At 34.6% G+C, this 12,547-nt stretch carries 17 protein-coding genes; 16 read left to right on the forward strand and 1 reads right to left on the reverse strand.

The window, feature by feature from the left end; genetic code table 11:
- The first annotated feature begins 46 nt into the window (after positions 1 to 46).
- Both miaA and hfq read left to right on the forward strand, forming a co-directional pair.
- The gene (gene miaA, locus GXX20_02410) at positions 47 to 988 is read left to right on the forward strand and encodes a tRNA (adenosine(37)-N6)-dimethylallyltransferase MiaA (GenBank protein ID HHW30517.1); all 942 of its coding nucleotides are present in this window, start codon (positions 47 to 49) and stop codon (positions 986 to 988) included.
- Between the two features lie 81 nt (positions 989 to 1,069).
- Positions 1,070 to 1,312, forward strand: a complete 243-nt coding sequence (hfq, locus tag GXX20_02415) for an RNA chaperone Hfq (protein ID HHW30518.1) — start codon at positions 1,070 to 1,072, stop codon at positions 1,310 to 1,312.
- Positions 1,313 to 1,395: 83 nt separating this feature from the next.
- Here hfq and lexA read toward each other — a convergent pair whose 3' ends face one another.
- On the reverse strand, positions 1,396 to 2,046 hold the full coding sequence (gene lexA / locus GXX20_02420) for a transcriptional repressor LexA (protein ID HHW30519.1): 651 nt from the start codon (positions 2,044 to 2,046) through the stop codon (positions 1,396 to 1,398).
- Between the two features lie 183 nt (positions 2,047 to 2,229).
- On the opposite strand from lexA, the gene GXX20_02425 reads away from it, so the two are divergent.
- The 14 genes from GXX20_02425 to GXX20_02490 all read left to right on the forward strand — a co-directional run bounded on the left by GXX20_02425 (position 2,230) and on the right by GXX20_02490 (position 12,358).
- Positions 2,230 to 2,514 carry a LysM peptidoglycan-binding domain-containing protein gene (locus GXX20_02425; GenBank protein ID HHW30520.1) on the forward strand — a complete coding sequence of 95 codons (285 nt, stop codon included), beginning with the start codon at positions 2,230 to 2,232 and terminating at the stop codon, positions 2,512 to 2,514.
- 189 nt (positions 2,515 to 2,703) lie between these two features.
- Entirely contained in the window at positions 2,704 to 4,497 is a 1,794-nt protein-coding gene (locus tag GXX20_02430) for a tetratricopeptide repeat protein (protein HHW30521.1), read from the forward strand.
- A gap of 80 nt (positions 4,498 to 4,577) precedes the next feature.
- Entirely contained in the window at positions 4,578 to 4,934 is a 357-nt protein-coding gene (locus tag GXX20_02435; protein ID HHW30522.1) for a YlxM family DNA-binding protein, read from the forward strand.
- A 20-nt stretch (positions 4,935 to 4,954) separates the two neighbouring features.
- Positions 4,955 to 6,298 (forward strand): signal recognition particle protein, encoded by a 1,344-nt coding sequence (ffh, locus tag GXX20_02440; GenBank protein HHW30523.1) that lies wholly within the window; start codon positions 4,955 to 4,957, stop codon positions 6,296 to 6,298.
- 45 nt (positions 6,299 to 6,343) lie between these two features.
- Positions 6,344 to 6,589 (forward strand): 30S ribosomal protein S16, encoded by a 246-nt coding sequence (rpsP, locus tag GXX20_02445; GenBank protein HHW30524.1) that lies wholly within the window; start codon positions 6,344 to 6,346, stop codon positions 6,587 to 6,589.
- Between the two features lie 111 nt (positions 6,590 to 6,700).
- On the forward strand, positions 6,701 to 6,931 hold the full coding sequence (locus GXX20_02450) for a KH domain-containing protein (GenBank protein ID HHW30525.1): 231 nt from the start codon (positions 6,701 to 6,703) through the stop codon (positions 6,929 to 6,931).
- 51 nt (positions 6,932 to 6,982) lie between these two features.
- Positions 6,983 to 7,501 carry a ribosome maturation factor RimM gene (gene rimM, locus GXX20_02455; protein ID HHW30526.1) on the forward strand — a complete coding sequence of 173 codons (519 nt, stop codon included), beginning with the start codon at positions 6,983 to 6,985 and terminating at the stop codon, positions 7,499 to 7,501.
- On the forward strand, positions 7,491 to 8,189 hold the full coding sequence (gene trmD / locus GXX20_02460; GenBank protein ID HHW30527.1) for a tRNA (guanosine(37)-N1)-methyltransferase TrmD: 699 nt from the start codon (positions 7,491 to 7,493) through the stop codon (positions 8,187 to 8,189). Before rimM ends, trmD begins: the two co-directional genes overlap by 11 nt.
- A gap of 118 nt (positions 8,190 to 8,307) precedes the next feature.
- Positions 8,308 to 8,670 (forward strand): 50S ribosomal protein L19, encoded by a 363-nt coding sequence (rplS, locus tag GXX20_02465; GenBank protein ID HHW30528.1) that lies wholly within the window; start codon positions 8,308 to 8,310, stop codon positions 8,668 to 8,670.
- A 61-nt stretch (positions 8,671 to 8,731) separates the two neighbouring features.
- Positions 8,732 to 9,334: a signal peptidase I gene (lepB, locus tag GXX20_02470; protein ID HHW30529.1), complete on the forward strand. Its 603-nt coding sequence runs from the start codon at positions 8,732 to 8,734 to the stop codon at positions 9,332 to 9,334.
- Positions 9,335 to 9,361: 27 nt separating this feature from the next.
- Entirely contained in the window at positions 9,362 to 10,231 is an 870-nt protein-coding gene (gene ylqF / locus GXX20_02475) for a ribosome biogenesis GTPase YlqF (GenBank protein HHW30530.1), read from the forward strand.
- 6 nt (positions 10,232 to 10,237) lie between these two features.
- Positions 10,238 to 10,885, forward strand: coding sequence for a ribonuclease HII (locus tag GXX20_02480; GenBank protein ID HHW30531.1), 648 nt, complete (start codon positions 10,238 to 10,240; stop codon positions 10,883 to 10,885).
- A gap of 38 nt (positions 10,886 to 10,923) precedes the next feature.
- On the forward strand, positions 10,924 to 11,298 hold the full coding sequence (locus GXX20_02485; GenBank protein ID HHW30532.1) for a YraN family protein: 375 nt from the start codon (positions 10,924 to 10,926) through the stop codon (positions 11,296 to 11,298).
- A 121-nt stretch (positions 11,299 to 11,419) separates the two neighbouring features.
- Positions 11,420 to 12,358: a membrane dipeptidase gene (locus GXX20_02490; protein ID HHW30533.1), complete on the forward strand. Its 939-nt coding sequence runs from the start codon at positions 11,420 to 11,422 to the stop codon at positions 12,356 to 12,358.
- The last annotated feature ends 189 nt before the right edge of the window (positions 12,359 to 12,547 follow it).

Raw genomic sequence — 12,547 nt, forward strand, 5'->3', positions numbered from 1 at the left:
ACCAATGTGAGTATATAAATTAACAAAAAACATAGGAGGTCATAAATTGGGAAATGCTATTGTAATTGTCGGACCTACGGCTGTGGGAAAGACAAAAGTATCCATAGATCTTGCCCGGGAAATAAATGGCGAGATAATATCAGCTGACTCAATGCAAGTATATAAATTCATGGATATAGGGACTGCAAAACCTGACGAAGAGGAAATGTGCGGTGTAAATCATTATCTTATTAGCTGTATATATCCTGACCAGGAATTTAGTGTTGCAAAGTTTAAGGAATTGGCCTTAAAATATATGGATGAAATAACTGAAAAAGGTAAAATTCCAATAATTGTTGGTGGAACAGGATTATACATAAATTCCCTGGTATATAATATTAATTTTTCGGATACAATAACTGATTGGGAACTTCGTGAGAGCCTGAGAAAGGAAGCAGAGGAGAAGGGTAATGAATATCTGCATGAAATGCTTAAGGAAATTGATCCCGAGTCAGCGGAAAGAATTCATAAAAATGATATTAAAAGAATCATAAGAGCTATAGAAGTGTATAAATATACTAATAAAACAATTTCCCAGCATCAGAGGACTTCGAGAACAGAACCTTCCAAATACAAGTTTTTAATTTACGGTCTGCAAATGGAAAGGGCAAAACTCTATGATAGAATAAACAGAAGAGTTGATGCAATGATCAGGAAAGGTCTTGTCAATGAGGTCAGAAAGCTTGTTGAAATGGGTTATGACAAAAACTCCATTGCTATGCAGGGACTGGGTTACAAACAAATTTTGTGGTACCTGAAGGGCTTAACGACTCTTGAAGAGTCAATTTATCTATTGAAAAGAGATACCAGAAGATATGCAAAAAGGCAATTGACCTGGTTTAAAAGACTTGAGGGTGTCAAATGGATAAACGTAGACAGATTGGGGGAAGAGGGTGGAGCGCTTAGAGAAATCCAATCAAATATTGCATTGACTGGAATTATCTTATAAAATTAGTAATATCAAATTAATAAAAATATAATGAATTGAAGGTTTGGTCAGATAATTTGCATATAAGAGGAGGATTTTTCAGTGAACAAGACAAATATTAATTTACAGGATGTTTTTTTAAATCAAGTACGTAAAGAATACATAGCAGTTACAGTATATTTAACAAATGGTTTTCAGCTAAAAGGATTAGTAAAAGGGTTCGATAATTTTACTGTTGTTTTGGAAACTGATGGGAAACAGCAACTTATATATAAACATGCAATATCCACTATAGCTCCATTGAAAGCAGTTAATCTTATTTTTAATGATAGTGGAAAAGAATAAGGATTTTATAAAATACAGGTAAAGTGTATGGTTTAATAATACAAATCATTCACTTTATACTGTTTACAGGTAAGATATGTTTATTATAGTTTTCTGAATACTCCGATAACTTTGCCAAGTATTGAAACATTATCTTTAACGATTATTGGTTCCATATACCTGTTTTCAGGTTGAAGCCTTATATAATCCTTTTCCTTGTAAAAGGTTTTAATGGTAGCTTCATCTCCGATTAGGGCAACTACAATATCACCATTTTGTGCAGATGACTGCTGCCTTACCAGAACCATATCCCCATCAAGGATGCCTGCTTCTATCATACTTTCACCCTTAACCTTTAACATAAATGTGGTAGAATTCCGGACAAATTCAGCAGGCAAAGGGAAAGTATCTTCAATATTTTCCACGGCGAGAATAGGCTGTCCTGCAGTTACTTTACCTACAATCGGAACTTGAATTATCTTTTTGCCTAAAAAGCCATAGTTCTGTTGTAACAGATCACTTTTATGATTACTTTCTTGATTGTCCACTACTTTTATAGCTCTTGGTTTAGAAGGATCCTTTTGTATGAAACCCTCTTTTTCCAGCTTGGCAAGGTAGCTGTGAACTGTAGAAGTAGATTTAAGACCTATCGCGCTGCAAATTTCCCTCACTGATGGAGGGTACCCTTTTTCTTCTACTTCCTTTCTGAGAAAATCAAGAATCTTTTGCTGTTTATCATTATTCTTTTTTGGCATAAAACCATTCCTTTCATAGCCCTATGGCAAAAGAAAATTATATATTGCCGCTTTCAGATATATTATAACATTTTCCAGAAAAATGTCAAACAAATGTTCGAATAATATTGACACAGAACATATGTTTGTACTAAAATATAACCAGAACACATGTTCTATAATATCCAGAGGTAGGGATACATTATGAATAGAAGATACATACTTGTAAACAAGAGAAGATTTATTGTAATAGTTGCCATGGCTTTGATGATTATTTCCACTTTAATATTTTCTGCATCGGCACAGGGCTTTAAAGAAATTAATTATATAACAGTAAAAATTCAAAAAGGAGACACATTATGGTCTATTGCTGAAAAATATGGAGGTAATTCAGATATAAGAAAATACATATTTGAGATAAAAAAAGCAAATAATCTTTTAAACAGTCAAATTTATGAAGGAGATGAGCTGAAGATACCGGTATATTAAGTTGAGATTCATTATCAAAGAAACAGCAAGAATACTCCCGCATTATAAGCAGGAGATAAATTGCTATGGTATAAACAGTGGATATATTCAGATAAAAATAAACCGGCACTAATCACTATTGCAAAAAAACCGGCTTATATGATAGACTATCTTTGACTTAAGTCTTTGAGTGGATGTGCAGAATAAAAAATGAAAACAATCGCACAAATAGAGCGAAAGCTTGATAACAAGCTAATTGTTATAGGGATTATTGCTTTTATAACATTAATAGCATATTGTAATAGTTTTGCCATACCCTTTTTACTTGACGACTTCAGTTCTATTGTAAACAACTATGATATAAGAAATCCCTTTGATTTACGATCCATATGGAATTTTTACACCAACAGGTTTGTTTTATATTTTACTTTGTCAATAAATTATGCAATTCATGATACTTCCGTATATGGTTATCATATAGTCAATACGGCAATTCACATTTTTAATGGGATAATACTTTATTTTATAATAAACTATATACTCGGACTGAATTTTGAAAAAAACAAACTGGCAGCCAGATTCAGGAATGTTATTTCCATGGTTGGATCACTTGTTTTCGTAACTCATCCCATGCAGATTAATGCTGTAAGTTATATTGTCCAGAGAACAGCCTCACTTGCGGCTTGTTTTTATCTTCTTTCAATTTTCTTCTTTTTAAAATACCGGATAAATGATAAAAAAAGATATTTTATATTTATGTTGATTTCAATAATACTGGCAATGTTTACAAAGGAAAATACCATAACAATTCCTTTCATGCTTGCCCTGCTGGATTTTATGTTCTTTTTAAAAGACAGAGAAATTAAATGGATTAAAAGGGCTGTTATTTTGATAATTATATTTTTGACAGTACCAATAATACCGGGAACAAATATTTTTTTAAAAGGGTTTAACCAGAGTGATCCTAACTTAACCTTTAAAGCAAGCACTTCTATGGAAAGGAACCATTATTTCTACACCCAGATGAATGTAATTTTGCTGTATATCAGGCTGCTTTTTATACCATATGGTCAGTGCTTTGATTATAGCAACGATTTTCCAATTTCAAAGACTATATGGGAAAACAATTCCTATATTTCATTTATTATTTTACTTATAATAGGATTAATCGGCTTATATAATTTTAAGAAAAACAAATTATTATCTCTTGGTATACTGTGGTTTTTTATAGGGCTTTCTGTAGAATCCTCATTTATATCTATTAAGGATGTTTATTTTGAACATAGAGTATACTTTCCATTGGCTGGTTTTGTAATATTTTTAATAGGCCTGATATTCCCGCCTCAATCCGGTGAGAGAATCATAAAGCCTAACCTTGTTAAAAAATCCATGCAAGCATTTATGGTTTTATCATGTCTCATTATTATTATGCTTTCAGGGCTTACAATAGCTAGAAATTATATATACAGCGATACTATAAGGTTGTGGCAGGATACTGTAAAAAAAGCACCTAACAGCGACAGAGCCCATAGTTCTCTTGCAGGAGGTTATCTTGACAGCTATGAGGAAGATAAAGAAAAGAACAAAGAACATCTTGAACTGGCAGAAAAAGAATATATCATATCACTTCAATTAAACCCCAACAACAGTACTTCCCGCAGCAACCTGGCAAAGGTTTATCTGCTTAAGGGTGAGTATGAAAAATGTATTGAAGAAGCTGAAAGGGCGAATAAAATTAAAAAGTCCAAATATGCTTACAATAACATAGGTTCTGCATATAAAGAAATGGGGATGCTGGATAAGGCAATAGAGGCATATCTTGAAGGTTATAAACTTGATAACAGGTGTACATTTATTCTTAAAGCTTTAGGAAACACCTATTATGAAAAAGGTGATTATAAGAATGCGAAATTCTATTTTGAGGAGTTTTTGAAGTATAATATTTATTCAGATAATGAAGAAATTCGGAAGAAACTGGAAGAGATAAGAGGTTTTGCTGAATAGGTATTATTTTTTTGTTGACAAACATAAGAGAATAAAATAAAATAGGTGTAAAGTAAAAATGCTTTACAGGCAGATAACTCATGAAGAATATATACCATATTAGTTTACTCCTGGATTTTTATGGGCAGCTGCTGACTAAAAGACAGCAGGAAATACTTGATTTGCATATAAATAATGATTATTCTCTTGGCGAAATATCCGAGCAACTGGATATAAGCCGGCAAGGTGTCTATGATAATGTTAAGAGAGGGAAAGCTGCCCTTTATGAGTTTGAAGAAAAATTAGGACTGATTAAAAAGTTTTCTGAACAAAAAGAGATAGCTATGAAAATAGTTAAGCTGCTGAGTGAAATTGATAAAAAAAATATGAGCCAGGATGATATTGAGAAACTTAACCAGGTAAAAAACGGTATTATTGATATAGTTAATGGTCTATGATGATACGGAGGATTAAATAAATGTCGTTGTTCGAAGGATTGTCCAGCAAACTCCAGAGTACAATAAAAAGGCTTCGGGGTGCAGGAAGAGTATCAGAAAAAGATGTAAAGGAAATAATGAGAGAAATCAAACTTGCTTTACTTGAAGCTGATGTAAACTTCAAAGTAGTAAAAGATTTTATAAACAAAGTGTCTGAAAGAGCAGTAGGACAGGAAGTTCTTGAAAGTCTCAGCCCTGGACAGCAAGTAATCAAGATAGTTCATGAGGAATTAATTAATCTGATGGGGAGGGAACCCAGTAAAATTATTTTTTCTCCCCGGCCGCCAACGGTTATTATGATGGTAGGGCTTCAAGGCTCAGGAAAGACAACTACATCAGGGAAATTGGCAAACCTGCTTAGAAAACAGGGTAAAAATCCACTTCTTACCGCATGTGATATTTATAGGCCCGCAGCTATAAAACAGCTGGAAGTTGTAGGCAATCAGCTGAATATTCCAGTGTTTTCACTAGGTGATAAAGTTAATCCGGTAGATATAGCAAAGGCTGCTTTAAATCATGCAAACAGTAAAGGATATGACGTGGTAATTATAGATACTGCCGGAAGACTGCACATTGATGAGGAGTTGATGGATGAGCTTAAGAATATCAAGGCTGCGGTAAACCCTCATGAAATACTTCTTGTAGTGGATTCCATGACCGGCCAGGATGCTGTAAATGTAGCAGAGAACTTTAATAATAAACTAGGAATAGATGGTATTGTTCTTACAAAATTGGACGGTGATACAAGAGGTGGAGCAGCTTTATCAGTTAAGGCGGTGACAGGGCGTCCTATAAAATTTGCTGCTGCAGGTGAAAAATTAAGCGACCTGGAACCGTTTTATCCGGACAGAATGGCTTCAAGAATTCTTGGCATGGGAGACGTTCTAAGTCTGATTGAAAAAGCCCAGGAAGCCTTTGATGAAAAAAAGGCTCTTGAGCTTGAGAAAAAAATGAGAAGTCAGCAATTTACCCTGGAGGATTTCTTAGACCAGCTTCGTCAGCTTAAAAATATGGGTCCTCTGCAACAGGTATTAGGCATGATTCCAGGAATAAACAGTAAAGCACTGCAAAATGCTGATCTGGATGAGAAAAAAATGGCCAGGGTGGAGGCTATTATAAATTCAATGACTTTGCAGGAAAGAAAAGATCCCTCAATCATAAACGGAAGCAGGAGAAAAAGAATTGCTGCTGGAAGTGGTACCAGTGTACAGGATGTAAATAAGCTATTAAGAGATTTTGAAGAAGTTAAGAAAATGTTCAAGATGTTCTCTGATATGGGCAAAAAGGGTAAGAAATCATTTGGCAAGATGAGATTACCTTTCTAATATAAAAGTTGTAAGAAGACCAAGACTTGAAAGGAGGTGAAAAAGGTGGCAGTAAGAATCAGACTGAAAAGAATTGGTGCAAAAAAGAGTCCTTTTTATAGAGTAGTTGTAGCTGATTCAAGATATCCACGTGATGGCAGGTTTATAGAAGAAATAGGTACCTATAATCCTGTTCCAAATCCGTCTGAAATAAAGATTGACAGTGAAAAGGCTTTAAAATGGTTGAAAAATGGAGCTCAACCAACAGACACTGTAAGGACATTGTTAAAAGCAGCTGGAATAATTGAATAACAACTTCTCATTATCTTTATAATAAAGGATATATCATTGTATTATCCATATGGATATGCATTCAGTTAAATTAATTAACAGAATTTAAGGAAATATCCGGGAGGTACTTAAATGAAGGAATTACTCGAAGTTATGGCCAAGGCGCTTGTTGATAACCCGGAAGAGGTATACGTAAATGAGATCGAAGGGGAAAAATCCCTTATATTAGAATTGAAGGTCTCAAAGGAAGATATGGGTAAGGTAATTGGAAAACAGGGTAGAATTGCAAAAGCCATAAGAACAGTTATCAAAGCGTCTGCTATAAAAGAAAACAAAAGAGTTATTGTGGAAATAATACAATAAAAGGTGATTTAATCACCTTTTTTTGTACAAGGATGGTAACGCACAATGAGATTGAGCGAATATCTTGAAATAGGTAAAATTGTTAATACCCATGGAATAAAGGGAGAGATTAAAGTAATACCTCTTACCGACAGCTTGGACAGGTTTAATGATCTTGATTGGGTTTATGTAGATAAGCAAGGCAAATTGGAAAAATATAATATTGAAGGAGTCAGGCCATATAAAGGACTTGTAATGATAAAGTTTAAGGAAATTACTGATATGAGTAAGGCAGAAGAATTAAAAGGCTTGTATATTAAGGTTGACAGAGAAAATGCCGTTAAACTGCCTGAGGATAGTTTTTTTATATGTGACCTGATTGGTTGTGAAGTTTATGATGATAACCTGGGTAAACTGGGAATAATAAAAAATGTCCTGGAAACAGGCAGTAACGATGTTTTTGTGGTTGATGGAGAAAAATATGGTGAAGTATTAATACCTGCTTTGAAAAGTGTGGTGAAAGAGGTTTCTGTGGAAGAAGGCCAGGTAAGAGTTTCTCTTCCGGAAGGGCTGATTGATAATGAGGTTTGACATACTGACACTTTTTCCTGATATCTTTAAATATGTATTAGGAGAAAGTATTATCGGCAGAGCCCAAAAAAAAGGTATTATTCAAATTAACCCAATAAACATCAGAGATTTTTCACGGGATAAGCATAAGAAAACCGATGATTATCCCTACGGCGGAGGTGCAGGTATGGTTATGACTCCGCAACCAATATATGATGCCTGGCTTTCAATAGTGGATGGTTTATCCTATAGACCACCAGTTATATATCTCAGCCCACAGGGTAAGTTATTTAACCAAAGTATGGTAGAAGAACTGGCCAAGTATGACCACCTTATTCTTTTATGCGGACATTATGAAGGCATAGATGAGAGGATAATCGAAGAAATAGTGGATGAAGAAATATCCATAGGGGATTATATCCTAACAGGAGGAGAACTTCCTGCTATGGTGGTAATAGATGCAGTAAGCCGTCTTATTCCAGGAGTTCTATCAAATAAAGAGTCTCATTTAGATGAGTCAATTTATAGTGGGCTTTTGGAATATCCACAATATACCAGGCCTTATGAATTCTTGAACAGGAAAGTTCCTGATGTTTTACTGTCGGGGCATCATGCTAACATAGAAAAATGGAGAAAAGAACAGTCCCTGAAAAGAACATACGAAAAGAGGCCTGACTTATATGAAAAATACTGCAAGAAACAAAAATAAGGTTTACAACAAAAACCAGGTATGTTATAATTTCATTCGTGTGTAATACGGGTAGTCCTCTGCCAGATCATAAATATAAACCTGGTACGAATGCCTAGGAAGGGAAGGAGGAAGAATGATGGATATAATTAAAACAATAGAGCAAGAACAGTTGAGAACAGATTTACCTGTTGTTGAAATAGGAGATTATGTTAGAGTACATTTAAAAGTAAAAGAAGGATCAAGAGAAAGAATTCAGGTTTTTGAAGGAACAGTAATATCCAAAAGAGGCAGTGGCCTTAAGGAAAGCTTTACTGTAAGAAGAATATCTTATGGTGTCGGAGTTGAAAGAGTTTTACCAGTTCACTCCCCCAAAATCGCTAATATTGAAATTGTAAGAAAAGGTAAAGTAAGAAGAGCAAAACTCTACTACTTGCGTGAAAAACTTGGTAAGTCAGCAAGAGTCAGAGAAAAACTTGATGTTAGAAAAGATGAAGAATAACAAAGTATTAAAAGATAAAGGGACTATATTATGTCCCTTTTATTTATAAAGGTGCATGTCTATGAATACAAAGAATGAATCTGTTAGTTTCGCTAAAGAACTATTTCAATGGATTGAAGCAATCCTTGTGGCAGTTATTATAGCTTTGCTGATTAGAGGTTTTATATTCGAACCAGTATTGGTTCAAGGAGATTCCATGAACAATACTCTTTCCAGCAATGAAAGGCTGATTGTTTATAAATTGGGATACTATTTCTCTGAACCAAAGAGAGGAGATATAATAGTTCTTCAATACCAAAAAGGTGCCGTTGAATATATACCATTCTTAAAAAATTTTACTTTTATAAAAAAAATGTTGCCGGGAATAAATGAAGTGGATTTTATTAAAAGAGTTATAGCAGTACCCGGAGATGTGGTTGATATAAAGGATGGGTTTGTGTATATAAATAATGAAAAATTAGATGAGCCTTATGCATTAGGGTATACTGACAGTTATGGCCTGAAGGTTCCTTTTGTTGTTGAAGAAGGTGAAGTATTTGTCCTCGGTGACAACAGGCAGAACAGCAGAGACAGCAGACAGATAGGCATGATTAAATATGATAGAATAAAAGGAAAGGCAGTATATAGAATATGGCCTCTGAATAATATGGGAGTTTTAAAATAGGAAAGCCAATTGGAGGAACAATAATTTATGAATATACAATGGTTTCCTGGTCATATGGCAAAGACACGGAGACTAATTTCAGAAAATTTAAAACTGGTAGACGTAGTAATTGAACTGCTGGATGCCAGAATACCTGTAAGCAGCAAAAATCCTGAAATAGACAAAATATTAGGGAATAAGCCGAGGGTAGTGGCATTAAACAAATCTGATATGGCTGACGAAACGATATCAAAAAGATGGGAAAGATGGTATAACGAAAATGGTTATACCTATATTTTTATAGACTCAATAAGAGGTAAGGGATTAAATCAGTTAAAAGTTTTATTGAAAGAATTGACAAAAGAAAAAATAGAGAGAGAAAAGAAAAAAGGCAGGATATTCCGTCCTATCAGGACTATGGTAGTCGGCATTCCGAATGTAGGGAAATCCACATTGATTAATAAAATGGCAGGAAGAGCGGCTGCAGCCACGGAGGACAGGCCCGGAGTTACAAAAAACAAGCAGTGGATTAGACTGGGAAGAGAAATAGATCTTTTAGATACTCCCGGAATATTATGGCCAAAATTTGAAGACTTAAAAGTTGGCCTGAATCTGGCTTTTACCGGCGCCATAAAAGATGATGTGTATGATATTGTTGAAGTAGCCTCAGCCCTCCTTATTCAGCTTAGCGATACCTATCCTCAACTCATAAAAGAAAGATATAAATTTAATGATGCAGATTTTGAGAATAAAGAAGAACTATTAATTATTGCGGGCAGGAACAGAGGATGTTTGGTATCAGGAGGAGAAGTAGACACAACGAGAATTGCCGCAATTGTTCTTGATGAATTCAGGGGAGGAAAAATTGGTAGAATTACATTGGAAACTCCGCCTGATGAAGAAAATCCGGAGGGTTAGTACAGAATGATGACTTTAGACAAGGCTGAGGTTAATGATAAGGAATTGCTCCGCTATAGGAATATGTGCGTTTATGAGATGGAGGCATACACCAAGGGGGCTGGCTATGTAGCAGGTGTTGATGAAGCGGGAAGAGGACCATTGGCGGGGCCTGTTGTAGCAGCGGCTGTAATTTTGCCCAGGGGGATATTCATTGAAAAGCTTAATGATTCTAAAAAGCTGACTGCCAAAAAAAGAGAGGAACTTTTTGAGATAATTACTCACGAAGCTCTTGCATATTCATTAGGTATTGTAGATGAGAAATCCATAGACAGGGTTAATATTTTAAATGCAACCAAAGATGCTATGGAAAAAGCAATTCAAAATCTTAGTATAACACCTGATATTGTATTAATTGATGCAGTTAAACTTGATAATATCAAAGTCCCTCAGCTTTCAATTGTAAAGGGTGATCAACTAAGCATATCAATTGCAGCCGCTTCAATACTTGCAAAAGTGACAAGGGACAGAATAATGGAAGATATGAGTGAAAAATATCCCCAGTATGGTTTCGCAAAACATAAGGGCTATGGAACCAAAGAGCATATAGAAGCTATAAAGAAATATGGTTTATGTCCCATTCATAGAATAAGTTTCACAAAGAAATTTGTATAATTATATAACTAAGAATTAAAGTGGCAGGTATGGTTTAATTGAAGACTAATAATAAAAACCTTGGAAATATAGGTGAAAAGGCAGCTATAGATTTTTTATGCAAAAATAACTACCATATAATTCACACAAATTTTAGAGCAGGCAAACTTGGCGAAATTGATATAGTTGCCAGAGAAAATGAATATATTTGTTTTATTGAGGTAAAGACCAGAAGCAGCTTATCTTTCGGCATACCTTCTGAATCTGTTACATCCAGAAAACAGAATGTTATAAGGAAAGTTGCTGCAGTTTATTTATCAAGAAATCATGCTAACGAAAGCAGCGTAAGGTTTGATATCGTTGAAGTATATGTCAAGAGGAAAGCCGGCGAAGTAGAGATAACCCAAATAAATCTTATTAAGAATGCTTTCTAAAGTAGTTAAATATATTAATATAGTAGCGCAATAGTAACGCAATAGAAATGGAAGCAGAAGAACCGTCCCTATGCTTCGGAAGCAGAAGAACCGTCCCTATGCTTCTGTTAAGGAGATCTGAATGATAATAGTAGATGCCCACTGTGACACATTGTCAAGAATATATGATGATAAAATGGATTTGATGAAGAACAATTTTCATGTTGATATTGAGAGAATGCAAAAATATGATGGATATGTGCAATTCTTCGCAGCTTTTATAGATCCTGCCTATTGCCAGGCTTACGCTATGAGACGGGCTGTACAGTTAATTGATAAGTTTTATTCCCAGGCTGAGTTGTATAAAGATAATATTTCATTATGTTACGATATTGACTCGGTTAATGCTGCGCTAAAAGAGAGGAAGATTGCTGCCATCCTTACTATAGAAGGTGGAGATGCTCTGCAGGGAGATCTGGCAGCTTTAAGAACATTTTATAAATTGGGTGTAAGAAGTTTATGCCTGACCTGGAACTATAGAAACGAAATAGCCGATGGAGTGGAAGATTCTTCTTCAGACAGAGGACTAACGTACTTTGGCAGAGTTGTAGTCAGAGAAATGAATTCTCTTGGAATGATAATAGATATATCTCATATTTCAGAAAAGGGCTTCTGGGATGTAATTGAACTGTCAAAAGCTCCTGTTATTGCCTCTCATTCTAATGCTAAGGCTATATGCAACCATATACGCAATTTAACCGATTCTCAAATAATAGCCATAAAGGATAATGGTGGAGTAATAGGTATTAACTTTTATCCTTATTTTCTCAATAATACAGCTCACGCTTCGGTAAAAAATATTATAAGACATATTGAATATATTGCTTCTTTGATAGGGTGTGACAATATTGGAATTGGTGCCGATTTTGACGGAATAGATTGTACTCCTTTAGATATAAGCGGAGTCCAGGACATGTATAAAGTAATCAATGAATTGCTTAGGCTCAACTATACAGAAAAAGATGTTGAAAAAATTGCCGGAGGTAATTTTATAAGAGTGATAAGTCAGGTGCTAAGGTAGGAAGAACCGTCCCTGTGCTTCCGAAAAAATTTAATAAATTAATACAATATTTTATAAAATAATACTTTATTTTTAGTCAATGTTATTGTAATATATATTCATTCTTAAATAAACATTAAAATAATAAACATTAAAATAATTGGCAGAGTAGATGATAGCGCGTTAAGTGCCAGTTGGACGGGAAGTTGC

The sequence above is a fragment of the Clostridiaceae bacterium genome, assembly GCA_012840395.1.
In the GTDB taxonomy this organism is placed as follows: Bacteria; Bacillota; Clostridia; order Acetivibrionales; family DULL01; genus DULL01.